The organism is Microvirga sp. (assembly GCF_014699075.1).
GTDB lineage: Bacteria > Pseudomonadota > Alphaproteobacteria > Rhizobiales > Beijerinckiaceae > Microvirga.
This window is the reverse complement of record NZ_JACXAB010000002.1, coordinates 298,189-323,741: the sequence shown is the minus strand read 5'-3', so window position 1 is coordinate 323,741 and position 25,553 is coordinate 298,189. Positions and strand designations below refer to the sequence as shown.

Sequence of the window (25,553 nt, the reverse complement as noted above, 5' to 3'; positions counted from 1 at the left end):
GCTAACTGGCCATTTCGGCAGACCACATCAGCTAGTTAAGCGGATTGATCCTGTTTGCCGGTCATCGCATCGATTGCCTCAAAGCTCCGCGTGAGCGCCCGCCAGAGGCTGCCGATCTCCTCCGATCCAGCCGATCCGGCGCTGAACTCGCTCACACCGGCTCCATGGGACAGGGAAAGCGACAATTCAGCGCGATGCGTGATCTGACCCGACCATGTCGGAACGTCGAGCGCCTGCATGGCCCCGCGTGCATCCGCAACCATCGGATCCTCCGAACCATTCTTGACCGGGGCCGCGTTGATCACCACCGCGTAAGGCTTCTTGAGTTCACGGCACATTTTGATTGTGGCTTGAACGGCATCGACATCGAATAGACCCGGGCGCATGGGGATCACGACGAGATCCGCGTGCCAGATCGCCTCGGCCACTGAGGCTTCCGCATTGGGCGGCGTGTCGATCAGGACCCATTCAGCCCCGGCTCGACGTGCCTTCGCCAGAGTGGCCGCAAGATGCTTGGTACCAACATGGAGCGGAAGATCCTGTGCGCCCCGGACCCGGTGCCAAAGGGCCAAAGACCCCTGCGGGTCCGCATCGATCAGGAGCGTCGGCCGCGCATTCTCGGCCATGTAGCTCCCCAGCTGCGCGGCAAGGGTGCTCTTTCCGGAACCTCCCTTGCGGGATGCAAAAACCACGACATTCATGCCAGTTCCCCCAGTCTTGATCAGGCACTGCATCGTCGCGCAGGTATGGTTAACGGAGCCTTATCACCGAGGGGACAGCAAAACGCCCTCACCGAGGGGCCACTGCGGACCTCCGGCTGAGGGCGGCTGGAGCCCCGGCCGAGGAAATCGGGTGAACCCTCAACCAGGGCTTATGCGGTTCAAGGAGGCTGAAACCGCACAAGCCAACCTTGGCCGTTCAACCGTGGCAATATTATGGGCTGCTTACCAGCGACGTGCCCCTTGGATCTTTACCACGCCAGCAGCCAGAACATCCAACCTGACCCGCTCCGCTCGCTCCAGGACCGCGGCCATAATGCCTGTCTGATAGGACACCGACCGCGCCAGCATGAGACGGGTTATCACGCGCGGTTCGTTGTCATTGGATGGCGCCGGCGGTGTTGGCCGCCTGTCGATCTGTCGCTTGCACATGACTTCCCCCTAAGCCCTGCAGGAGGATTACCAGGCCTAGATTGCGTGAGGGTGTCATGGCCTGCTGCGACGTCAGGGCCGCTTCGCCGGATTGAGCTTCAGAAACAGATGGGCCGCCAAGAGGGCATCGTTCAACGCATCGTGCGCGTCACGCAGGTGAGCAATGCTGATGCCCGCCTGCGAACAAGCATGGCGGAGTTTGCCGGGCAGGCCCGAGCGCTTTGCCAGAGCCATGGTGCAAAAGAAGCGCTCTCGCGGGTAAGTCGGCCGTGATGCCCGCTCGAACTCTCGTTTGAGCGTATTGTACTCGTAGGCATAGTTGTGAGCGACAATCGTATCATCACCCACGAACTCAATGAGCTCGTGAACGACCTCCTCGAAGTGTGGCTCATTTTCCAAGTCAGCCAGCGAAATGCGATGCACCGCATAGCAGAATGGGCTCATGGCTGAGCGCGGCTTGACCCTGCGGACAAACGAGCGAGGGGAGATCGTTCCGCCAACGACCTCAACAGCGGCGATTTCAATGACGTGATCATAGGATTGGGCGGTTTCAACGTCGATGACGACGTGTCGGTCAAATAGGTTCATCGTACAATATCGTGAGTATTTCTTGAGCAAATCAGTGCTTCAGCAATCTGCTCCTGGTGTGATTTGCCGGCGATGTTAAGGCAGCGCCGGCCGGGACACCAGTTTGTGGACGCCGCCACCAGCCCCAGGCAAGCTTAACCTCCTATCAAGATCCTCGGCGCAGTGTGCCCGCTCCATCATGAGGAGACGGCACCATGAGCGAATGGCATCACCGGGAGCGCGGACCGATCACGGAAGAGAAGTTGGTCCGGGCTGTTCACATCCTCGCTGACATGGTCGAAGACCACGGGCCAACGTTCCGCCCGCTCTACCAGGACCTTCGCCAGCAACTGGCCGAGCATCGTCAGCGCGAGCAGGCTGCCGCAGCGGCCGAGGCCAGAGCAGCTCAAGCAGGAAGCAAGGTCGCTTAAGGCTCATGACTTCCACTGGGTGGTGAACCTGAGGAAGATCAAACCCCATAAAAGGCTGGATCTCCTCAAAGCTACCACACGCTTCCAAGGAGGTCCGGTGCTGTGAGTTTGATATTCAACGAGCGGCAAAAGCTGCTCGCGAACAACTTTGACCGAATGTCGACTGCCTGCTTCACTGTCGGCATCGCCACCCCGCTTGCGGGGTATCTATATAACATTGGCAATTTTGCCAACACGGTGCGGCTCGCGGAACTCCTGCCGGTTGCAGCCGGTTGGACAATTGCTGCAGTTCTACTACATATTATCGCCAGGAAGGCTCTTAGAGGCTTGATATCATGAACGGACAAACACTGGTGGTTTCTGTCGTTCTGCCCGGCATGGTCGTACTGCTAGCCTTTGCGGCCCTGAAAGCGAACGAGTGGTACAACAAGCGTCACCCACAATAAGCCATCGGCTTAGCATTCGCTTGTAAGCATCTGATTTTCCAAGGATCGGCAGGATCTTCCGCCGGTCCTTTTTCTTTGCCCATCGCCGGCTGACAAACCCCAAGCCGCGCTATCCCGGACAAAGATATGCTCAAGTTTCTCCTCGGCCTCCCGCATGTGATGCGAGGGCCGCTGATCGACGCTGCCCGTTCCCTGAACGCGCCCGTCCTGATCAGCGCCAATGCGCTTTCCATATGGAAGAAGGACGCCAACGGGGTTCCTGTCTGGCATGGCTTCAGAACCACGAACCTGCATCATCTCAATGGTTTAGAAGCGTATCTTGATAGCGCAGGTTTCGTTGCAGCCAGCCGGTACCGCGGGCTCCCTTGGTCCGTAGACGAATACCTCGATCTGTGCGCAGCCTATCCTTGGAGATGGGCTGCAGCCGCTGATCTCTGTGTCGAACCCGAGGTGGCCCGAAACCGCGATCTGGTCCTAGACCGGATCTCGGCAACGGTTGACCTCAATCGGGCCTGCATTCGGGGCGCCAGAGAGCGGGGCATCCTCAGCCGCTTGATGCCTGTCCTGCAGGGTTGGGTTCCCGAGGACTATGTCCGCTGCCTGGAGCGCATGCCCGACCTCTCCGGCTTCCCAATCGTCGGAGTCGGATCCATGTGCCGGAGGCATCTGCATGGGCCGCAAGGCATCCTGCAGGTCATCGAGACGCTCGACCGGGAACTCCGAGGGACGGACATCAGGCTCCATCTGTTCGGCCTCAAAGGTGTCGGAGCTGCCGAACTGCGCCACCATCCCCGTGTGGCAACGGTGGATTCTCAGGCCTACGGCACCAAAGCCAGGGTCGAGGCCCGAGAGGCCGGAATCAGCAAGACCAACCAGTTCCTCGCCCGGATCATGACCGAGTGGTACCTGAAGCAGGTGGAGGCCCTGCAGGCTCCGGCCGGCGAGAACCGGCATCCGCCCGCGCTGCTTGATCTGAGAATGCCGCCCCCTTTGAACCCCTTAGAGGCGAGGCTTCACCAAGCCCGTGAGCAAATGCGGGAGCTTCTCGAGGCAGGCGAGATCGATTGGCAGCAGCTTCATGATGAAAGCGTGCTGGCCTTTGCCTTCGATGAGGACGATCAGGATACAGAAGCCGAATTTAATCTCGCCTTTGCTGCTTGATCCTGTCGATTGGCGGTGCCAGGGAGGAAGGGGTTGCGCCGCCAATCGCCCTAGCCTCGCCATGAGCGAATGGATTAACCAACGCGAGCGTAGCAGGAATTGCCGTTGAGCCGGCCCTTTTGGAGAGCGACGCTGATCGGCCGATGCGCGGAACCGCGTCGATGAGCGAAAGTTCTGCTATTTCACGATCTGGAGGCGTGGTCATTACAAACCCTCGCCTGCGACACAGCCCGAGCTTCAAGGAGACCGTTTCTGAATGACGACGAAGATCAATACTCCTAGCTTCCAGCCCGGTGAAACGGTCGTGTACCCGTCTCATGGCGTCGGGGTGATCACAGCGATTGAAGAGCAGGAGATTGCCGGTTTCGAACTCCAGCTCCTGGCGATCACTCTTGAGAAGGATCGGCTCACCGTCCGCATTCCACTCGCAAAAGCAAAGAGCAGCGGCTTAAGAAAGCTGTCGGATCCTGCCGTCATCGAACAGGCTCTTGGAATCCTCAGCGAAAAGGCAAAGGCGAAGCGCGGCATGTGGAACCGCCGTGCCACCGATTTCCAGGAGCGTATGGCGACCGGCCAGCTGACCGCAATGGCCGAAGTTCTGCGGGACCTGAACAGAGGATCTGAGCAGACGGAGGCCTCCTACAGTGAGCAGCAGATCTTCGAAACCGCATTGGACTTCATGGCCCGGGAGATCGCAGCCGTCCGAGGTGTGACCCACTCCGAGGCCCGCCAGCTGATTGCGACACATCTTGCTAAGGCCCCCCATCTCAACACGGCCGCATAAGTCTGATTGGCGGCGCTAGGGGAGGAGGGGGTGCGCCGCCAATCATCTAGAATGACCAGCTCTCGGCTTATTAAGGCACTGCTCAACACCGATGCGGCGGCGACATAAGCCGGCAGTCCATCATGATCATGCGTTCCGAGACCCAGCCGGTTCCATAGGCTGTTTGAACGTGCCATCGACTGCCACCGTGCCCAATGATCCGGGCCGGAGCATGGTCCGGAAGCTTGTCGCACCGCATTTGATCTTTATCGCATAGAGCAGCACCCGCTTTGATCCAGCACGCTTGCTGCTGGGTCGATACACACAGGCGGCGGGTATCCTTCTGCCAAGGCGTCTCCGCCATCGCTGCATTCACATAAAAAATCGATGCCGCGACGAGAACGCAGGCCAAATAGAAGCGAGCCATCCTAGTTCCTCTCGCCAGCAGCGTAAACCACCTCGCTGGCGCTCCACCCTAACCGTTCACTCCCCGACCAAATTAACCATCTGGCTCCGGGTGCAAAGAGCGATGCACGGACGATCCCGCCCCACCCACAAGGAAGTTACATGACACGTAGACGCCGGAAGGCCCCGCCACCCGAGCATCCGATCGAGAAGCTTCTCCGAGCGGCCAGTTCCATCGGTCACCTTGAGATCCTGGCCGGGATTGATCGCTTGCCTGAGGGAAGGAAAGCTTTCTGGAATGCTTACAAACACATCAATCCGCCTGGGGCCAGTTTGGACGCGGGCTGTGCCGAATTGCGGCGGATGGCTCGGGAGAAAGCAGGCTTACAGCCTGCTTGACGCAATTCATTCCGGAGCGCTCCCAACCTACTGCCGGGGCCAGGTTCGATACAAGCGCACCAGATGTTCGTCGATCTTGATCCCACCCGGGAGCTTTGAAAACCGCCACGTTTCTTGGTCGTAGCGAAGACCACTAAAATCGGCGGGTTGATTCCCAGATCCGCGGAAGACAAATCGGAAGTTCGGAGTAGCTCCAGTCCCCTGATTCCCAACCATGATCTTCTTGATCGGCTTCCCGATGATCCGCGCAAAGCGGAGAATTCGCATTCTGGCTGCTTCGTCAAGTTTGCTTAACCACGGATCCTCGCAACGGGGATCGCTGCAAAGGGCCGCAAAGTTCTGTTCGATGTAGTGCCCGAACTTATCCTCAGTGATACTCGGATCCTTGAGAAAGTTCTCGATCATCTCTTTCAGGCGTTGACGATCTTCGTCGGTGAACGGTCTTTTTCCAATGTCACTGTGGTGGGTGAGCAGGTAGACTTCGGTCCCGTCATTGTCCGTCTTGCGGCCGGTTTTCTCCTTGAATGACCATATTCCGTCCCATTCAAGCTTTTTGGTCGTATGATCATACGCAAAGCAGATGTACCTGTCGGTCGGTGAAATCTTCCAGTCCGGATGCACCTCGAAGAAGGGGAGGAGCTTCTCTGCCTCATAAGCTTTGCGTTCTGCCTCCGTGTACTTCGTTTTCGCCACTTCTTCGACATGCTCGATGACAGCAGCATCTGAGGCGCTCGATGCGTAGACCAGGACCTTGACGCCCTTACTGTGGATCCAGCTTGGATCTTGCGTCATCATATCGAACACGCCCTCAGCTACACCGGGAGCAGGGGCATCCTCAGAATTGAAATCAGAGGGGTCGGGAGCCTGATCGATCAACTCAAGAGTGAGTGGCTTCGCGTCTTCCCACTTGCTCTTAAACCACTGCTCAATCCGTGCGATCTCAGCAGCATCGTCAACGCGAACGGCTGCCTCATGGTTATGGACGAAGCCACGGGTGGAGGCATTGGCCGAACCGACAACGGCACTGGCTCGTGTGAGGTAAACCTTCGAATGAAGTCCCCTCAAGTGCCTGAGATCGTCACCTAGCTTCATTCGAAGTTCTCGCAGTTCATCCTTATTGCACGCCCCGCTCCACGGATCGCATATAACGCGGACCTTGCGCTTCTTGGCGAAGATTTGCATTCTTTTCGCGGCACCCTTGCCCCAATAGGCAACCGCCAAGTCACATACATCAGATTTCGAGATGATGCCTTTTACCGCTTCAAGGATCGCACTACCGTAAAGAAAGACTTGCACATTCGCCCCCGATTTTCGAGGGCAGGCTATTGATCCTTCTGAAATCCTTCAATCTTCGATGGCTCGGAAGTTCTGTAATCCTCAGTTCTTTTCGATTCCTTCGATAGTCCAAACCCCAAAACACCCGATGACCTCTCCGCCACGGCCAACACGACCGTGACGAAGGGGCCTTTAACCCCTTCAGGGCCTCAGGTAAGCCCGCCGGTTCCAAAGAGACCTTGTCTCTCGCGGTCCGCTCTCGGCCGCAGGCGAATCCTGTCCAATTTCACCCTGCGATTAACCCCTGCTGCATCCTGCGGCGGCCGGCTCGCGGTCAATGGAACCCCCGTCTCGATAGAGCATGCCGGCTGCCCTGAAGGAGACAGCTTATGAAACTCAAATCCCTTTCCGTTCATCTTGATCGCCTCGAGAAAGTCCTCAGGGCGCGTGGGCTCCCTTGTAAACGTCATCAATCCCTGGAAATCGCTGCGGCCGCATTCGGCTACCACAACCAGAACGAACTCACTGCTGCCGGTAAGGCTGGCGACCTCAACCCGCCGATGGCCGAGCCCATTGGGGAAGTCGCCTTGCCGTCAGGTGAGACCATCATCGTGGTTCGTGACCCCGTTGCCAACTCGGCATATGCGCTGGACAATGCCTTCGTCCAACAGGTGATCGCCGAACAGCGCGCCGAACTCTTCGGCCCCACGCCCTACGGACACCTTCTGAACCTGTCGCGGCTCTTGGACGATGCGACTGTGCCGCTACAAGCCAGCCTGGTTGGCCTGAGCTCTGATGCAGTTATCGAGATCCCTCTGTTCATTGCAGAAGTCAGCCACAAGCACGGAGACAACCTCTATGTGATGGCGACCCAAGAAGCCGTTGATGCGGAGGTCGCCGATTACTGCCGATCAAGCCTTTTCAACGATCGGACATTCCGGCCCGGCAACCCCGCAGAAACGGGTGACGATTTCACGAAGCTCTCCGACAAGGAGATCATCAGCCTATACTTCGACTCCCCGCACGAAGAATACCTCCATACGTCGACCGACACACTGCGGGTGCCGCTGCCGCTTCTTCGTCAGATCCTAGGCATCACGCGAGGCGCAGCGTCCCAGCCGAAACGCGAAACGCGGCCTGCTGCCAATATCGCACCGAAGCCACTTCCGGATACCACTCACCCCGATGCCTCGCAGCTGATCGCTGGGATTGACAGTGTCTGGGATGATCACCCTGACTACCCGTCTGAGGACTGGCAGTATGAGGTGGGGAACGGTGACACGCGCCGCGGCTACTGGGATTGGGTCGCGGCCAAACTCGAAGAGGCTGAGAACGAGGGCGATGGGGCCGAGGATGCCTCAGACCTTCCCCCAGTTCAGAAGTGGTGCACCGACGATGCCGAAGGGTACGCGGGAGGGCTGTTATACACCACGAACGGTTGTGCGGAAGTGGCCCACGCAGGGCCACGCCTGTTCACCAAGCTCGGGCTGGAGTGGAGTGTCGATGAGCATGGGTTCTTCTATCCGCTGACGGAGAAGGAAAGCCGGTTCATCGGCGAGGATGGCATTGAGCTTCCCAACGGCTTCTGGCCTCACATGGCCTATAGCTGCCTCTATGAGGGCCGGAAGTTTGCCTGCCCGTCTATTGAGATCGGCTATGGCCGTGACAATGAGAGTGACCGGGAAACTGTCCTGCGGCAGCTCAAGACTTTTGCCGACGAAATCCGGCCCCGGATCGAAGCGATCGGCGGTCATGTCATCCTCGAGGAGGACGAGCCCGACACCAGTCACACGCTGCTGACCCTGATCCCGTTCGACTACATCGTCCGGAACGCCGTCGAGTTCGACGACTGGAAGATCAAGCTGGCCCGGCTGATGATGCCAAACGATTCCCCGAAGGTGATTGCGGAATTCACGCCGCAGGTGTGGGTCGGGGATCAAACCATGGTGGTTGATCCGCAGGGTGACACAACCTGGGACATCACCCCGGAGATCGTGGCCATGGGGCGCCAGAAGGCACTCGAGCTGCAGGACGACCAGCACAACACGGACGATCTCCGGTACACCCTTAATGCCCCAAAGTGGGTCCAGGAATGGGAGGGGCCGTTCTACATTGAGGTGTCAGACCGGATTGCGGCCTTCTATGAGGCTCTCGACAAGAAGGCGTAAGTGTTTGGCACAATAACCAGCGAGCTTCGAGCGGCGGGTTTAATCCCGCCGCTTCTCTCCCTCTCCGTGGATTTACCAAGTTGTAGGGCCTTGGCTCCTACACAGATCATGAGGGCAGCGCTTTGGGGGTGGATTCGTTCGTCCCCAAAGCGGTGCGCTCATCACGCACCCCGCGACTGCCGCCACGCGGCCGGTTGGGGCATTCCCAGGGAGGAAAGATTGATCATCTTTTCCCTGCAGGTCAAAAACGAGAAGAGCGAGTGGAGTTTCACCCTCACACTCGCCCTTCCGTGGATGATCTAACCACCTGACCCTTCGGGTCAAACCCTGTAAAACAGGGGGAGACGTAGGTGCTCGCAACACCTGCGCCTTCCTGGGAATATATCAAACGCCGGAGCGCATGGGAAGTTGCGCTCCGGCGCGATCTCTGAAAGCCCTAACGCGGCTTCTTTCCGGCTAAAGGTTTGGAAGTTCAGCTACTTGGACGCCCCCTCAGTGGAAATCCCGTGCCGCGACCCGGATAATTGGCACCTCGGCTGATTGCTCCGGCAATTCAGCTGCCGGCGGAATGACGATCTCCCTCGGGCCTTCGCGCAGACGGTCCCGAGTGCCGATTTTGGCCTCATCGCCGCGTCCATGGCGCATGCTGAAGGGATCATCCCGGTCGCCGACGCTGCGCAGAAGGTCCGTCAAGTCGATCAGGTGCTCAGCGATCAAGTGCGTCACGCCCCCTTCGCGCTGGAAACGCCCGCGGACGCCAATCATACCCGATGAGAGGATCAGGCGGCGCTGCTCCTCAAAGAGGGACGGCCAGACAATGATATTGGCCACATCGGTTTCGTCCTCGATCGTCATGAACATGACGCCCTTGGCCGAGCCCGGCTTCTGGCGCACCAGCACCATGCCGGCAATAGTGAGCCATTGACCGTCCCGGACCCGTCGCAGCGTGGCACAGCTATGGATCCGGCGCTCGCGCAACTCGCCGCGCAGGAAGGCGAGGGGGTGCTGACGCAGCGTCAGACCCTTCGAGCGGTAATCCTCCACGACCTCGCGCCCTTCCGTCATCGGGGTAAGTACGACCTCCGGCTCAATGCTCTCGGACCGGATGATCCGATCCCGCTCATCGGCTGCCGCGAACAGCGGCATCACCTCGTCTGACAACCCACGGATCGTCCAGAGTGCGTCGCGGCGGTTCACGCCAAGAGAGCCAAAGGCATCCGCCTCGGCCAGACGCTCAAGGGCCGTGACCGGGATTTCCGCTCGGCGCCACAACTCTTCGATGGACCCATACGGCGTATCGCCCCTCGCAATCGGGATCATGCCGCCGTCGGCATTGGCCAGCCCATGCACCAGGCGAAGACCCAGGCGGACCGCAAAGCGGTGGCGGTTGCGGGTCGGCTCCAGGGTGCAATCCCATCGGGAGTGGTTCACATCGACGGGCCGGATCTCGACGCCGTGGGCCTTTGCATCCCGGACCAATTGCGCCGGAGCGTAGAAACCCATCGGCTGGGCATTCAGGATCGCGCAGCAGAACACGTCCGGATGATGCCGTTTCATCCAGGACGAGGCATATGCGATCTTGGCAAACGACGCCGCGTGGCTCTCCGGGAAGCCGTAAGAGCCAAATCCCTCGAGCTGCTTGAAGGTGCGCTCGGCGAATTCTGCGTCATAGCCGCGGGTTATCATTCCCTGCACCAGCTTATCCCGGAACTTCGTCACGCCAGCCGTCAGCTTGAAGGTCGCCATAGCGCGTCGGAGTTGGTCGGCTTCAGATGGCGTGAACCCGGCGCATTCGATGGCGACCCGCATCGCCTGTTCCTGGAAGAGCGGCACGCCAAGGGTCTTCTGGAGAACCCGTTGCAGTTCAGGGCGAGGGTACTCCGGCTTTTCGTGCCCCTCGCGCCGCCGCAGATACGGGTGCACCATGTCGCCTTGGATCGGACCCGGCCGAACGATGGCCACCTGGATGACAATGTCATAGAAATTCGCCGGCTTGATCCGGGGTAGCATCGCCATCTGGGCGCGGCTTTCGATCTGGAACACCCCAACGGTGTCGGCTTTCTGAATCATCTCGTAAGTTTTCTGATCATCGAGCGGAATTGATGCCAGATTGTGCTCGACGCCCTTGTGATCCCGCAGGAGATCGAAGGCACGGCGCATGCAGCCGAGCATCCCGAGCCCCAGAACATCGACCTTCATGAACTTCAGGGTGTCGATATCGTTCTTATCCCACTCGATGACCTGCCGGTTTTCCATCGCGGCCGGCTCAATCGGCACTAAGTCATCGAGACGGTCCTGGGTCAGCACGAAGCCGCCCGGGTGCTGGGAGAGGTGGCGAGGCGCTCCGATCAGCTCGGAGGCCAGTTCCAGCGTCATCCGCAGCCGCGGGTCGTTGAGATTGAGGTTGAGCTCCTTCGCCTCCTTGTCGGTGACACCATCGTTGCCCCAGCCCCAGACGAGACTAGACAAGCCCGCCGTCACGTCCTCTGGCACGCCCAGGACCTTGCCGACCTCGCGTACGGCGCCCCGGGCGCGGTAGCAGGTCACGACCGCCGTCAGGGCAGCCCGATGCCGCCCATAGGTGTCGTAAATCCACTGGATCACTTCCTCGCGGCGCTCATGTTCGAAGTCGACGTCGATGTCCGGCGGCTCCCGGCGCTCCTGGGATACGAAGCGCTCGAACAGCAGATCGTGCTCAGTCGGGTTAATGGAGGTGATCCCGAGCACGTAGCAAACGGCAGAATTCGCCGCCGAGCCGCGCCCCTGGCACAGGATGCCGCGTGACTTCGCGAAGTTCACGATTGCATGGACGGTAAGGAAATAGGGGGCATAGTCCAACTCCTCGATCAGGTGGAGTTCGTGCCGGCAGGTGGCTGCGACCACATCTGGCACCCCGTCCGGATAGCGTTTGGCAGCACCCTCCCAGGTCAGCCGTTCCAGCTTGTCCTGGGCCGTCTCTCCCGGTTCGGTCTCCGATGGATACTGGTACCGTAGCTCGTCGAGCGAGAACGTGCAGCGGTCAAGAACCTCATTGATGCGCCGGAACGCTCCAGGGTGCCGCTCAAATAACCGCTGCATTTCCGCCGGGTCCTTCAGAAACCGGTCGGCATGGCGATCAAGCCGGAATCCAGCCTCGTCGATGGTACAGCGCTGGCGGATGCATGAGACCACATCCTGCAGGCGCCGACGAGACGGATGATGGTAGAGGACATCGCCCATAGCCACCGTCGGCACCTTTGCGGCTTTGGCCGCCTCCTCCACGTGATAAAGCCTGAGATGTTCGTTGGGCGCGAACCGCCGGATAAGGGCCATGTAGGCACGATCGCCAAAAACCGCCTTCAGCCGCGCCAGGTTCGATTGAAGCTCATCGTCGGCCTCATCGCCCAAGAGGATTGCCAGCAGGCCTTCGTTCCAGGCGACCACATCATCCCACGTCAGGAGGCACTTGCCCTTTCCGCCGCGGCTCTTACCGACGCTCAGAAGCCTGCACAGGCCCGAGTAGGCAGCACGGTCGGTCGGGTACACCAGGAGTGACGTGCCGTCAGTCAGATCGAGACGGCAGCCGATGACGAGGCGCACGCCTGTCTCCCTCGAGGCTTCATAGGCCCGCACGATCCCGGCCAGCGAGTTACGGTCAACGATCCCCAGCGCTGTGATGCCGAGGAGTTTCGCCTGTTCAAACAGTTCACCCGGACTCGACGCTCCCCGTAGGAAGGAAAAATGGGTGGTGACTTGGAGTTCGGCGTACATCACCCGAAGAACCCGTGCATCCACCAGCGCCCGCCATCAACTGTCGGAGCATCGCGGAAGACCCAGAAGCGGCCGCCCTGATCGGTTTCGATCCGGTAATAGTCCCGGGAGGGTCCGTCAGGATCACCGGCCCACCATTCCGGTGCAATTCGCTCCGGCCCGTCGGCTCTGACGACCTTGTGACGAACCTTGCGCCAGACAATCTGCACCGGCGGGTGATCCGGCAGCAGCGCTGTGGACACGACCGGCTCCGGTGGGGCGAGCAAACGCGTCGGCCGGGGCAGGGTCTCCGGCCAGATGGCCTCGGTTGGAGGCGCCAGCGCCGGGATCCGCTTGGCCATGCGCTCTGGGATAAGGGTCTGCACCGGAGCAAGGCGATACACGCGGGCGCTGCCCACCTTGGCGCTGAGCCGGTCCACAAGGCGGCTCAGGTCCACGTCCGCCTCCGACCCGCCCTCAATGCCACGGGCCTCCGTCTGGGTCTCCACAAAAGGCTCAACCTTGCTGGCAACGAGCACCATCTCCTCGATGCCAAAGCCCGGGTCGACGGTCTGCAGGCGCTCGTCGAAGAGTTTGGCAAGGTGCGCGTGTTCGCGAGTGGCCTTTGCGGTGCCAACCCGGAGGGACGCCCCTTTCTCGTCCACCCGGCGCAGGATCAGGTCCAAGCGGCGCACGCCCTGACCGCGCTTCACAAGCTGCCGACACAGGTCCTCAGCCAGATCCCGCAATACCTTCTGCAGGTGTTCCAAGCGGCTGATCGGCTCCGCAAAGGCGCGACTGGCAAGCGCCGTCTCCTCCGGGATCAGCGGATTGATCGGCTCGAAGGCATGGCCCATCGCCTGATCGAGCCTCAGCGCCACGTCTTTGCCGAAACGGCGGACCATCGGCGCACGCGGCATAGCGGCCAGCTGTCCAACCCGTTCGACCCCGAGCTTCTGCATCGTGGCGATCGTCCGCGGCGGAATCCGAAGCGAAGCGACCGGCAAGGTGGCAACGGCCTCAATCGCGCGGCCGACCGGAATGATCCCGCCTCCACGAAAACGGGCGACTGCCCATGCAGTGCCAGGCGCATCGGCAATTGCCGCCTTTGCATTGATGCCTTGCCGGGCAAAACGGATCAGCAGGTGCTCCAGCAGCTTCTCCTCGCTGCCGAACAGATGGGCTACCCCGGCGATATCGATCCAGATGCCGTCCGGTGGATCGACAGCAACGATGGGTGAATAGGCGATCGCCCACTGGGCCAATCGCCCCAGTGCGGCTTCATCCTCCTCCGGCGCGGCCTCGACAATATGAAGGTTCGGGATCCGGGCCTGTGCCTGAGCAAGCGGGAGGCCAGCGCTCAGGCCTAACGCTTGCGCTGCCATACAGGCGGTACCGATGCGTCGGGCTGACCCAGCTGACAATGCCGTGACCAGCGGTTCACCCGGAGGAGGGCCACCGTGTTGGCGCCTGAACCTGTCCGTAGGCCAGGTCGGAAGATACACCGAGACCATCCTCCTCATTCCAAGCCCCTGTAGTCGTCTTCAGGCAAACCGCCCTGAAGGTAGGACCGGCATCCATCGCCCGGCCCGATTCATGGCCGGAACATAAGGCGAACGTCACAGGCGGTGGAAGAGATCCCTAAATTATCCCCACGGGGCCTGTGGATAGCGGGAACAAATCGTGATCATGGCCGGCCGTTAATCTGTCGGAAACCAGCTAACCAAGTTTGAGGGCGCCGGGGCGGCGACAGTGGCAAGCCCGGCAATGTCTGATATAAAAGGGGTAAGATTTGCAAATCATTTCTGATTTTCGAAGCATGATGCCAGGATGTTCCGCCCCGATGCAGCACGCCGAAGCCGTTGAAGCTCAAGACTCCGTCGTCTCTTTCGTCAGTGATGCTCATCAGGCTCTGACAGATCTCGGCCTGCGCAACAAGATGATCTCGCTGCCTGCCCCGGCAAAGAAGGGGCGCTCGATCGACTTCGCCGTTGATCCTGATGTACTGGTCGATCTGTTCTCCAAGCCGGACGCTGCCCTTCGGATTGGAACAGACCCACTCATAATTGCCCCAGGCTCCCAGCGCACCGCAGCCGATCTACGCCGGGCAATTGTCACTCTGATCGCCGATGCCGAAACCATCGCGAGCGAGCAGGGCATCGAGACCCGTAGGCTCGCCATTGGGGCGATCGCATGGAAGGACGCGGAGAACGCGATCCGGACCGCACCTCTGTTTACCATGCCGGTGACCGTCACGAGCGACCTGGTGATCGCCCCGGCTGGTTCTCTTGAGCCCAACGAGACATTCCCGCTCTTTGCCGCCTCCCTCGGCTGCACCGTTGGGATCGACCCCACAAAGCCGCCGTCCAAGGCGCTGTCGGTCAAAGCACATTCAGTCGAACCCGTTAAAGCGGGTGGCATGGCTATCCTTGGCTACACCCCGCGGGTCAACCTCAACCTCTATGCGGGTAAAAGTGCTGCCATGCACCGCGCGCTCGACCTGTCAGCTCGGCCTCACTTGAACGAGGTCGGCGCTCTTAAGGTCCTCGCAGGCTGCCCGCCCATTGCTCCGACGGTCTCTCCTGCTACGGCAAACCTCCACGTCGTTCAGGCCGACCTCAGCCAGGACGAGGCGATCACAGCCGCTAGGGCAGGGGAGTCGTTTGTTCTGCAAGGCCCACCTGGAACGGGTAAGTCGCAGACCATCGTCAACATTGTCGCCAACCTGCTCAACGATGGGAAGCGGGTTCTTGTCTCCGCCGAGAAGACAGCGGCCTTAGAGATCATCGTCGATCGCTGGCCCAAGGACCGGGCTGGCCTTCCATCTCCCGTAATCCTCACCGAGAATGGGGCCGCCCTTCCACCCGATACTGCCTTTGCAGTCTCAACGCCTGCCGTTGCCGCTCTCAAAATTCCACCTGGAACCGCCTTCGATGTGGTCATTGTGGACGAGGCCTCTCAGGTCAGGCTCTCCCATGGGGCCGTCGTTGCGGCTCTTGCATCCCAGATCATCGTCATAGGTGACTCACAGCAGATGGCGCCGAGTGCCTCGTTTGCCCGGGCGAGCCAATCCCAGACATCGACTGCGATGATCGTCAGCCTGCTGGACCATGCCGTCGCCTCTCGACTTCCGTCCCGGATGCTCAAGCAGCATTACCGTTCAAAGCACGAAAGTCTCATCCTGTTCTCAAGCAAGGCCTATTATCAAAGCCAGCTCGACATCATTCCGTCTCCATTGCTGGATGGCTCTCTGGGAGCAACATTCCGCTTTGTTCCCCACGCCGTCTATGACCGCGGAGGTAAGGGGGACAACCTTATTGAGGCCCAGGCACTCATTGCAGACGCAGTCGCCTATGCGAAGGAGAACCATGCCAGGCGGCATCATCCTCACGGTGGCGCACTCCGGTCGATCGGCATCATCACCCTGAATGAGCCTCAACGCGACCTCATCTTGACCCTCCTCCCTGACGCTCTCGCCAAAGAAGGCTTGTCCGAGACCGATCTCGCCGGCGGCACTGGCCTTGAGAGGCTCTTTGTCAAATCACTCGAGAACGTCCAGGGAGATGAGCGCGACATCATTCTCGTCTCGATGACCTATGGCCCTGACCGTAAGGGACGGTTCATCGCAAACCTGGGACTTCTCAGCCAGGCCGGAGCCGCGAACCGAGTCAACGTCCTCGCAACACGCTCGAAGTGGAAGACGATCGTGTACCATTCTTTCGACATGACCGGCCTCAATCGCAGCGATCACGACGGGAGTGCAGCGTTCAAAAAGTATTGGAGAGCCCTCAATACAGCTTCCACAGTTACCCCGGTCGCCACTCCATCCGGTGAACCCAACCCCGATGATGAACTCGATATTGCTTTTAGGCTTATGCAGAAGCGGCTCACGTCCGAGCGGTTCAACGTACACAAATTTCCTCGCTTTATTGCCGGGTATGAGCGCAACAAACCCCATCGCTACATTCTCTGCTTTTATTTCGAGGGTCTCTACTCGCCGCTGCAGGAAGCGTCAGACATTGCGCGGATCAAGAGTGCCGGATGGACCTTGTGCCGGATCCCGCTGGAGCGCTGGCGAGCCGAAACCAAGGAAGCCATCGATGGCGTCTATCGTGCCTTGATGAACGCCACGATCAATAAAATCGAGCTCTGATCGCTCTCGATTTATGGTTGAAGTTATAGGAAAATACAACTTCAGGTTCCATAAATAGTATTATGCGAATCCGATTTTAGAGGCAGAAAATACCCATGAAGCCCACCCTCGATGTCGATCCCTTTATCCTCAGCCTCAATCCCACGTGGGACCAAGTTTTCGATTTCATCCACAAATGCGTGACCTTCCAATTAGACATGCTGGATTATCTACATACGGAAGCGAGCAAACTTGATCTCGAAGTTCCGTTCAGCAAGTTGAAAATCAGCGAAGCACGAAAAGAGTATGCTGCTCTTCACGAACGGCTTCTTAAGTCAGAGGGGTCGAGTAAAGTTACAGATTTGGTCCTGAAGAAGGTCGTGGAAAACGCAGCCCTTTCCATCGCCCTGCTGGATAGCCTTGCAGAAAGCTTTCAAGGTCAGACCGGGTCGAAGGCTGAGCACTTTCGCGCACACATCGCACAGGTAAGAGCGGCAATGCAATCGACTATACCCACGATTGCCCCTGCGGTTCACTAACCACCGACCGCCCTGCTCGCCTCACCCGCACACGATCTAGTCCGTCGATAAACCGGAGTCGGTATGAAAGTCGCCAAGAAAGACAAAGAAGCCTATAATGAGCATATTGAGATGATCCGCTCCAGCTTGACGGAATTGATGGACAGGATCGATGATCTCTATGACGGACTCGCCGCCCTTGATGGCAAGGTAAACGCCTACAGCGAGAGGTCCGAGGATCTCCGCTCCACGATTTCCGAGTCCTGCAGCTATCTCCTCAAAGACCGCAACTGGATCCTCGCGTCAGACGCCCAAGCTGCGCTCCTTGCCAAGACCGATGCCCTCTATGATGAGGTAAAGGGTGCGCTAAACCGGATGTTTCAGGAGACCTTTGCTCATGAGATTGCGAAGGGAAATCCAAAGTACGTCAATGCCCTCCTCCCCGCGAGCAGCCAACTCTCCTGACATGAACTCAATCCTCCAAACTCCACAATCAGGGCCCACTCCCGGTTCCTTTGAGACCCTTATGGCCGAGATCGAACGCATGTCCGATCTCTTCGCAGGAATCCTTGATCAAATCGATGACCAGATCGAACACGCTCATGAGCTCGGCGGTCAAATGCATTTTGTCGAAGTCCGCGCAGAGCAGCTTCGGGACGAGATGGCTGCAACGTTCAATCGGCTGCGTAAGGCTGGACACAGTGATCGTGTCTGGGACCTAGCCATGGTTCAGGCCGGGTCGGTGTACGAGAACCTCGTGGCTCTACGAAAAATCATCGACGCTGAGATCGAACTCCTGGCTGATGCCGCTGGTATCGACCACCCAGTGCCAGCGCCTCGCTTCCTCCATTAGGGCCCTGCCAGGAGACAGTAATGAGCGAGTTCAACGATCTGTGGAGTCAGGTTGAGGCCTTGCCTCATCCTGGCCCGGCGCCAGCTCCATCCAATCTGCCCACCAGCCTTTTGCCCCAAGTCCGCTGGTTCCGCACCCTGCTGGATATCCGGACCATCGCCATCACTGTCATGTGGTCGGGGTTTGCGCTCCTGATCGTCTTGAACGTCATGGCGCGAGGCTCGGCAGTTGGCTGGATCATCGGCGCAATCACCCTACTGGCCGTCAGTTATGTTCTGATTGTGCCCACCGACACGAGCGCTTTTAGAGATCGCGCCGAGGCCGCCAAAGCGGAGTGGGATCGGATACAGGAGGAATGGGAGAACGAGGCAGGACCTCGGACGTTTGAAGTCAAGAAGCTGTTCCTCCTCCGGCTCCGAAATGCCAGTAGGGATCTTCCTGCCCTTCGGGACAGCAAGGTTCAGTCTCTACAGGACGACCAGCGACGGTCGCAGCTCAAGGCCTTCTTGTCTCAGTACAAAATCGACCAGTCAAAGATTGCCAACATCGCAGCCGTCCGGAGCGGCGCGCTACAGAAGGCTGGGTTCGTGACAGCAGCCGATATCGATGGAGCAAAGCTCTCCAATGTTCCGGGTATCGGCGATTCTGTTGCCAGCTCCCTGATTAGTTGGCGCAATGGACTGGAGGCTGAGTTCCAGTTCGATCCCTCAAAGCCGATCACCCCGGCTGATATTGAAACTGTCGACCAAGACATTGGAGCCCAGGAAAAGGAGCTTGTACTCGGCCTGGAACAGGGACTTGCTGATCTGCAGAGGACCCTCCGCCGGATCCAATCCGTCCGGACCCGCGGAATCCCGATTCTTGAGGCGACCCACCACGCCCATCGGCAGGCTCAAGCACAATTATCCCACCTCACCAGCTGAACGTGCCGCTCTGCTGGAGCAGGATTCCTGCTCGTTAACTCTAATTCGGCGCCTACAACCAGTGCGGACTGGTAGAGGTAAGTGTATGAATTTCTTAAAGTAGCGATCGTCGCCCACGTCGCCGTCAATCTCGTTTACGCTGATTTAAATCGCGAATTCAAAATAGTTACCCTTTGCCTTATCGTGCTGCTCGCATTCATCGGGAAGTATCTCGATTGATCAGCATGAGGACCCGGCGCAATGCAGCACAGCCCTGCCCTATCGATGGACCGTCAATCTGACTGGATCCCTTCTGGAGAGGGCATCGCCATCAACCTAAACGCTCCGCAAGTCTCTGATCAGGCTGGAGTTCCCATTCGATTGGGTGAGGAGCTAACCCACTCTGGTCAAGCCACCATTTACCGAGTTGCTGGTGACAATCGGGTTGCCGCCAAGATCTTTCACGGGGGAACATCACGTCACCTGACCGCTCGCCTGAACGGGATGGCCCAGCTCAGTAGCGCTGAACTCCGCAGGGTTACGTCCTGGCCGACGGCTCTTCTCTATCCCAAGGGTAGTGACGAACCCATCGGCTTCCTCATGCCGTTGCAGACCGCCCGCAGGAGCATCGAGAGCCTCTATAGCCCGAACGCCCGCCGGGCTCATTTCAAAAGGGCAGACTGGAAGTTCCTGATCCGGGCTGCCATCAACACATCTGCGACCTTCGATGCCATCCACAAGGCAGGCTGCGTCATCGGAAGTATCAGCCCCGCCAGCCTTCTTGTCGGCCAGGACGCAAGCGTCCACCTTACCGATTGCGACAGCCTCCAAATCAATCTTGAGAACAGTCTCACCAGCAGCCAAACCTCCCTTGAGACGCTCACACCCCCCGAACTTCAGGGAAAACCGTTCGGGGGCCTCGCTCGCGAAATCCATCACGATAACTTCGTGCTGGCTGTACTCATATTCCAGTTGCTGTTCATGGGGCGGCATCCCTTCGCCGGCCGGTACCTCGGCGGCGGGGACATGCCGATTACGAAGGCAATCGCGGAATTCCGGTTCGTCTACGGGACACGGCGTAATGCCCATATGATGGAACAGCCGCCGGGTACCCCTGCCCTTTCGATCGTCGGAAACGAACTCGCCTGCCTGTTCGAACGAGCCTTCGGGAAGTCCGCGGTTAAAGGTGGTCGGCCGACCCCTCGGGAATGGGTCTCGGCACTCAGCCGGCTTGAGCAGGAAGTCGCGCCGTGCAGGGTCGATTCCTCCCACTGGCATCGTCTTGGCTCCTCATGCCCTTGGTGTCGCGTGGAGGCCGACAGCGGCTCCTCACCTAGGTTCTTGGCCGAAGATGTTCCTTCCGCAGGAGGACCCGGCTTCGAGGCGCTCTGGAAAGAGGCCGAAGGCCTGGAGCCACCCAGGGGTGGCCCTGCCGTCGCGTTATCCGACTCCACCCCTTCCGAGGCCGCGCTGGCGATCCGCCGCAAAGGGAACTACGGCCACCTTGCTGCCTTTGTAATCGCCGTGACGCTCATTGGAATTGGGTTCCTCTCCAAGACTGAAGCCATTCATTCGATCTGGTTCGTCGCCGGTATCGTGGCTTTCTTTATCATGCACGGGATCTTCGATACCGCCTCTGATGAGGCTGCCCTGAAACGTCGCCTTGATCGGGCCAAGTTCAAATGGGAAGCGGCAGAAGCCGAGTGGGTCCTCCGGACGAGCGCTGACGAGTTCTCCCGACAGAAGGCTAGCATTCAAACCCTCCGGGAAGGCTGGGATAAGCTCCCCGCCTTGAGCCGCCGCAAGCACGATGAGCTCAAACAGAACCAATGGGCCCTGCAACGCCGGCGCTTCCTCGAGGGGTTCCTGATCACTGACGCCAGGATCGACGGCATGTCGAACGAGCGGCGGGCGTTCCTTGCCTCTTATGGCATCGAGACTGCCGCCGATCTCGATATCGCCCGGTTCAACGCTGTCCCCGGCCTGCCCACTCGGACCCTAGACAGCCTCATCGCCTGGAGAACCTCCATCGAGCAGGATTTTCTGTTCAATCCCAATCTCCCGGTCGACCCGGTGGATATCGCAAGGGTGGATCGGGAACTCCTGGCCGAACGTCGCCGGCTTGAAAGCCAGATGCGGAACGGGTTAGCCAACCTGAAACAGATCCGGCGCGACATCGAAGCAGCCCGCAGAACCCTCAAGGAGCCGACCGAACGAGCCTACCGTCATTACGCACAGGCTCAGATCGACGCGGCAGTGATTTTATAATCCCGATTGGCCGGTCGCCCGAGGGCGTCGGACAAGAATATTCAGAGTCTCAGATCTCTAGATCCATGGACCAGACCCAAACCCCGAAAAGCGGCTTGGATCAGGAGATTTACAATGAGCAAGCGCCCTCTCCCTCGGCTGAACCACGCGTTGAGCCTTGCAGGTTTCAGCCAATCTGAGGCCCATTCCGCCATCTATACCCGCCGAACCTACAAGGATGACTTTCTGGCCGCGTCCGAGGCAATATGCCATGTGGGCGGCGCGACGAAGGCCATTCAGTTCGCCCTCCGGTGCAAGCGGATCAATCTACAAAGCGCCAGATCTCTGGGCCAAGCGTAGAAAAGTTAAGGACATTTCCCCTTGCCTCTTGCAAGAGCGGGAATCGCCTTTGGAAATATCTCTCGTTTCTAGTACAATCTATTTCGCAAATCATACTTGCGGTGCGCCAGCTCGTTTGGTCCGCTTCGGGTATGCCCTCGAAAGGGAAGCGATAAGACCCTGAGACTACGCATCCACGGGCCCAGACAGCGACCCATAGATCGAGTTCTCGTAAGTAAGGATTAGACCACGATGCATTTCGAGCGCCGTTTCACCACAGCAGGGCAGTCGCCCTACGCTGCCCTCGCCTTCCGGCTCGCCACGAGCGAGATCCGCAATCCGGATGGCTCCCTCGTCTTCAAGCTTGAGAACATCGAGGTTCCCGAATCCTGGAGCCAGGTCGCTGCAGATGTCCTCGCCCAGAAGTATTTCCGCAAGGCCGGCGTTCCGGTTCGGCTGAAGAAGGTGGAGGAAAACGACGTTCCGTCCTGGCTGTGGCGCTCCGTGCCCGACGAGGCTGCCCTCTCCTCTCTACCTGAGGATCAGCGCCTCGGCTCCGAGATCTCCTCCAAGCAGGTGTTCGACCGGCTCGCCGGCTGCTGGACCTATTGGGGCTGGAAGGGCGGCTACTTCTCGTCCGAGGAAGACGCCCAGGCCTTCTATGACGAGCTACGCTTCATGCTCGCCAACCAGATGGTGGCACCGAACTCCCCGCAATGGTTCAACACCGGTCTGCACTGGGCCTACGGTATCGACGGCCCCGGCCAGGGCCACTATTACGTAGACTACAAGACCGGCAAGCTCACCAAGTCCAAGTCCTCCTACGAGCACCCGCAGCCGCATGCCTGCTTCATCCAGGGCGTCGAGGACGATCTGGTGAACGACGGCGGCATCATGGACCTGTGGGTCCGCGAGGCCCGCCTGTTCAAGTACGGCTCCGGCACCGGCTCCAACTTCTCCAAGCTGCGCGGCGAGGGCGAGAAGCTCTCCGGCGGCGGCCGCTCGTCCGGCCTCATGAGCTTCCTCAAGATCGGCGACCGGGCCGCGGGCGCGATCAAGTCGGGAGGCACCACGCGCCGCGCCGCCAAGATGGTGGTGGTCGACGTCGATCACCCGGACATCGAGAGCTACATCGACTGGAAGGTGAAGGAGGAGCAGAAGGTTGCCGCCCTCGTCACCGGCTCCAAGCTCGCCGCCAAGCACCTGAAGGCCATCATGAAGGCCTGCATCAACTGCGAGGCCGAGGGCGATGCCTGCTTCGATCCGGAGAAGAACCCGGCTTTGAAGAAGGAAATCAAGCTGGCCCGCCGGGTGCAGATCCCGGACAACTACATCAAGCGCGTGATCCAGTTCGCGAAGCAGGGCTACAGGGATATCGACTTCCCGGTCTACGATACCGATTGGGATTCGGAAGCCTACCTCACGGTTTCGGGCCAGAACTCCAACAATTCGGTTTCAGTAACCGAGGAGTTTCTTCGCGCCGTCGAGAACGATGCCGACTGGCACCTCACCGCCCGTCGGGACGGCCGCGTCATGAAAACTCTGAAGGCCCGCGACCTGTGGGAGCAGATCGGCCATGCCGCCTGGGCGTCTGCCGATCCGGGCCTGCACTTCAACACCACCATGAACGACTGGCACACCAGCCCAGAAGGTGGCCGCATCCGGGCGTCGAACCCCTGCTCGGAATACATGTTCCTGGACGACACCGCGTGCAACCTGGCCTCCGCCAACCTGCTGCAGTTCCTAAACCGCAATGCAAGCACCTTCGACATTGAAGGTTTCAAGCACGCCTGCCGCCTCTGGACGGTGGTGCTCGAGATCTCCGTGACAATGGCGCAGTTCCCCTCGAAGGAAATCGCGCAGCTTTCCTACGAGTACCGCACGCTCGGCCTCGGCTTCGCGAACATCGGCGGCCTGCTCATGACCATGGGCCTGCCTTACGACTCTGATGAAGGACGAGCCATTGCTGGGGCGATCACCGCGATCATGACCGGCGTATCCTATGCCACCTCGGCCGTTATGGCAGGCGAGTTGGGGCCGTTCCCACAGTACAAGAAGAACGCGAAGCACATGCTGCGGGTGATGTATAATCACCGCCGGGCTGCCATCGGTGCTCTCGACGGGTACGATGGGCTGTCAACCAGCCTTGTTCCCCTCGACGTTGATACCCTCACTCGCCCCGGAGTTCTGAACGAAGTCTGGAATTCGTTAGGCAAGCAGCTTGCGATCGAATCTGCCCATGCCTGGGACATGGCTGTGGAACTCGGCAAGAAGAATGGCTACCGCAACGCGCAGGCCACCGTGATCGCCCCCACGGGCACCATCGGCCTCGTGATGGATTGCGACACCACCGGCATCGAGCCTGACTTCGCCCTGGTGAAGTTCAAGAAGCTCGCCGGCGGCGGCTACTTCAAGATCATCAACCGCGCCGTTCCGGATGCCCTGCGCACGCTGGGCTACCGCGAGCACGAGATCGCCGAGATCGAGGCCTATGCGGTCGGTCACGGCTCCATGAAGCAGGCGCCCGCCATTAACCCGGGCTCACTCGCTACCCGGGGCTTCACGGACGACAAGATCGACGCGGTGGAGAAGGGCCTCCGTTCAGCCTTCGACATCAAGTTCGTGTTCAACCGCTGGACGCTCGGCGAGGACTTCCTCACCGGCACGCTCAAAGTCCCGGCGGAGAAGCTCAACGATCCATCCTTCGACCTGCTGCAATTCCTCGGCTTCTCGAAGGCCGACATTGAGGCCGCGAACATCCACATCTGCGGAGCGATGACGCTGGAAGGCGCACCGCACCTCAAGACCGAGCACTACGCGGTGTTCGATTGCGCCAACCCGTGCGGCAAGATCGGCAAGCGCTATCTCTCGGTGGAGAGCCACATCCGCATGATGGCGGCGTCGCAGCCCTTCATCTCGGGTGCGATCTCCAAGACCATCAACATGCCCAACGACGCCACTGTCGAGGATTGCAAGAACGCCTACATGCTGTCCTGGAAGCTGGGTCTGAAGGCCAACGCCCTCTACCGCGACGGCTCCAAGCTCTCGCAGCCGCTCAACTCCGCTCTCATCGCCGATGAGGACGAGGATGCGGACGACGCGGCAGAAGCCGTCGCCAACCTCCCTGTCGCCGCGAAAGTAGCTCAGATCTCCGAGCGCATGGTCGAGAAAGTTGTCGAGCGCATCGTCAAGGTCAGAGACCGTGAGCGCATGCCGGATCGCCGCAAGGGCTACACCCAGAAGGCAACCGTCGGCGGCCATCGCGTCTACCTGCGGACTGGCGAGTACAATGATGGACGCCTCGGCGAGATCTTCATCGACATGCACAAGGAAGGCGCCGCCTTCCGGGCCATGATGAACAACTTCGCCATCGCGATCTCGCTCGGCCTGCAATACGGCGTGCCGCTGGAGGAATACGTGGAGGCCTTCACCTTCACGCGCTTCGAGCCGGCGGGCTTCGTCCAGAACAATGATCGCATCAAGTCCGCCACCTCGATCCTCGACTACGTGTTCCGCGAGCTCGCCGTATCCTATCTCGGCCGCAACGACCTCGCCCACGTGGACCAGGAGAACACGCCGACTACGGTTGGCCTTGGCAAGAACGACGGAAGTTCTGCCGAATCCTCGGGCGTTGTTCTGCCGATTTCCCGCGGCTTTGTCCGCTCGGATATCCAGACGGTTGCCGTATCATCGTCGGCAGTGATCCCTCAGATCGACGGGAACGCAGCACTCGCGCTTCATCCAGTGGAGAACCTTCCGTTTCAGCCGCCAGCAATTGCACGAGCCGAGGATGACATGGCCACGAAGCTCAGTGTCGCCAAGAACCAGGGCTTCATTGGTGAGGCCTGCGGTTCGTGCGGAAGCTTGAGAGTAATTCGCACGGGCAAATGCACAACTTGCCTTGAGTGCAATTCAAGCGGCGGATGTGGGTAAGGAAAAGAGTCCTAAACATTGCGCCCATATGCGCGGTGTTTAACCCAGTCCCCGGCGCGGCATTGCCATAACGCAGTTGCGCCGGGGAGCCTCACAAATACTAATGCCACCCCTGCCCTCGATACAATCATGCG

General features: G+C 59.5%; 18 protein-coding genes. 12 read left to right on the top strand and 6 right to left on the bottom strand.

Features of this window, described 5'->3' with window-relative positions:
- Positions 1-35: 35 nt before the first annotated feature.
- Together IC232_RS04735 and IC232_RS04730 are read right to left on the bottom strand one after the other, a co-directional pair.
- Complete coding sequence (locus tag IC232_RS04735; protein WP_190843769.1) at positions 36-701, bottom strand: ParA family protein; 666 nt, start codon at positions 699-701, stop codon at positions 36-38.
- A gap of 522 nt (positions 702-1,223) precedes the next feature.
- Positions 1,224-1,769 (bottom strand): 3'-5' exonuclease, encoded by a 546-nt coding sequence (locus IC232_RS04730; protein ID WP_246812036.1) that lies wholly within the window; start codon positions 1,767-1,769, stop codon positions 1,224-1,226.
- Between the two features lie 164 nt (positions 1,770-1,933).
- Between IC232_RS04730 and IC232_RS04725 the strand changes: the two genes are divergently transcribed.
- The 3 genes from IC232_RS04725 to IC232_RS04715 all read left to right on the top strand — a co-directional run bounded on the left by IC232_RS04725 (position 1,934) and on the right by IC232_RS04715 (position 4,540).
- A complete protein-coding gene (locus IC232_RS04725) occupies positions 1,934-2,149 on the top strand; it encodes a hypothetical protein (protein ID WP_190843768.1) in 216 nt (71 codons plus the stop codon).
- A gap of 572 nt (positions 2,150-2,721) precedes the next feature.
- Positions 2,722-3,756 carry a hypothetical protein gene (locus tag IC232_RS04720; RefSeq protein ID WP_190843767.1) on the top strand — a complete coding sequence of 345 codons (1,035 nt, stop codon included), beginning with the start codon at positions 2,722-2,724 and terminating at the stop codon, positions 3,754-3,756.
- Between the two features lie 256 nt (positions 3,757-4,012).
- On the top strand, positions 4,013-4,540 hold the full coding sequence (locus IC232_RS04715) for a CarD family transcriptional regulator (RefSeq protein WP_190843766.1): 528 nt from the start codon (positions 4,013-4,015) through the stop codon (positions 4,538-4,540).
- Positions 4,541-4,622: 82 nt separating this feature from the next.
- Here the strand turns inward: IC232_RS04715 and IC232_RS04710 are convergent, their stop codons facing one another.
- Positions 4,623-4,946 (bottom strand): hypothetical protein, encoded by a 324-nt coding sequence (locus IC232_RS04710; RefSeq protein ID WP_190843765.1) that lies wholly within the window; start codon positions 4,944-4,946, stop codon positions 4,623-4,625.
- 404 nt (positions 4,947-5,350) lie between these two features.
- Positions 5,351-6,619 carry a phospholipase D-like domain-containing protein gene (locus IC232_RS04705; RefSeq protein ID WP_190843764.1) on the bottom strand — a complete coding sequence of 423 codons (1,269 nt, stop codon included), beginning with the start codon at positions 6,617-6,619 and terminating at the stop codon, positions 5,351-5,353.
- A 368-nt stretch (positions 6,620-6,987) separates the two neighbouring features.
- Here IC232_RS04705 and IC232_RS04700 point away from each other — a divergent pair, with 368 nt between their 5' ends.
- Complete coding sequence (locus tag IC232_RS04700) at positions 6,988-8,766, top strand: hypothetical protein (protein WP_190843763.1); 1,779 nt, start codon at positions 6,988-6,990, stop codon at positions 8,764-8,766.
- Positions 8,767-9,258: 492 nt separating this feature from the next.
- Here IC232_RS04700 and IC232_RS04695 read toward each other — a convergent pair whose 3' ends face one another.
- Together IC232_RS04695 and IC232_RS04690 are read right to left on the bottom strand one after the other, a co-directional pair.
- Complete coding sequence (locus tag IC232_RS04695; RefSeq protein ID WP_190843932.1) at positions 9,259-12,516, bottom strand: error-prone DNA polymerase; 3,258 nt, start codon at positions 12,514-12,516, stop codon at positions 9,259-9,261.
- Positions 12,516-14,009 (bottom strand): Y-family DNA polymerase, encoded by a 1,494-nt coding sequence (locus tag IC232_RS04690; protein WP_409564865.1) that lies wholly within the window; start codon positions 14,007-14,009, stop codon positions 12,516-12,518. Before IC232_RS04690 ends, IC232_RS04695 begins: the two co-directional genes overlap by 1 nt.
- A gap of 329 nt (positions 14,010-14,338) precedes the next feature.
- Between IC232_RS04690 and IC232_RS04685 the strand changes: the two genes are divergently transcribed.
- The 8 genes from IC232_RS04685 (at position 14,339) to IC232_RS04650 (ending at position 25,419) form a co-directional block, all read left to right on the top strand.
- On the top strand, positions 14,339-16,648 hold the full coding sequence (locus IC232_RS04685) for an AAA domain-containing protein (RefSeq protein ID WP_190843761.1): 2,310 nt from the start codon (positions 14,339-14,341) through the stop codon (positions 16,646-16,648).
- Between the two features lie 95 nt (positions 16,649-16,743).
- The gene (locus tag IC232_RS04680) at positions 16,744-17,166 is read left to right on the top strand and encodes a hypothetical protein (RefSeq protein WP_190843760.1); all 423 of its coding nucleotides are present in this window, start codon (positions 16,744-16,746) and stop codon (positions 17,164-17,166) included.
- 63 nt (positions 17,167-17,229) lie between these two features.
- Positions 17,230-17,610, top strand: a complete 381-nt coding sequence (locus IC232_RS04675) for a hypothetical protein (protein WP_190843759.1) — start codon at positions 17,230-17,232, stop codon at positions 17,608-17,610.
- A gap of 61 nt (positions 17,611-17,671) precedes the next feature.
- Positions 17,672-17,998: a hypothetical protein gene (locus IC232_RS04670; RefSeq protein WP_190843758.1), complete on the top strand. Its 327-nt coding sequence runs from the start codon at positions 17,672-17,674 to the stop codon at positions 17,996-17,998.
- Positions 17,999-18,018: 20 nt separating this feature from the next.
- Complete coding sequence (locus IC232_RS04665) at positions 18,019-18,921, top strand: hypothetical protein (RefSeq protein ID WP_190843757.1); 903 nt, start codon at positions 18,019-18,021, stop codon at positions 18,919-18,921.
- A 483-nt stretch (positions 18,922-19,404) separates the two neighbouring features.
- On the top strand, positions 19,405-21,168 hold the full coding sequence (locus IC232_RS04660; protein WP_190843756.1) for a hypothetical protein: 1,764 nt from the start codon (positions 19,405-19,407) through the stop codon (positions 21,166-21,168).
- A gap of 114 nt (positions 21,169-21,282) precedes the next feature.
- Complete coding sequence (locus IC232_RS04655; RefSeq protein ID WP_190843755.1) at positions 21,283-21,507, top strand: hypothetical protein; 225 nt, start codon at positions 21,283-21,285, stop codon at positions 21,505-21,507.
- A 231-nt stretch (positions 21,508-21,738) separates the two neighbouring features.
- Positions 21,739-25,419 carry a vitamin B12-dependent ribonucleotide reductase gene (locus IC232_RS04650; RefSeq protein ID WP_190843754.1) on the top strand — a complete coding sequence of 1,227 codons (3,681 nt, stop codon included), beginning with the start codon at positions 21,739-21,741 and terminating at the stop codon, positions 25,417-25,419.
- The last annotated feature ends 134 nt before the right edge of the window (positions 25,420-25,553 follow it).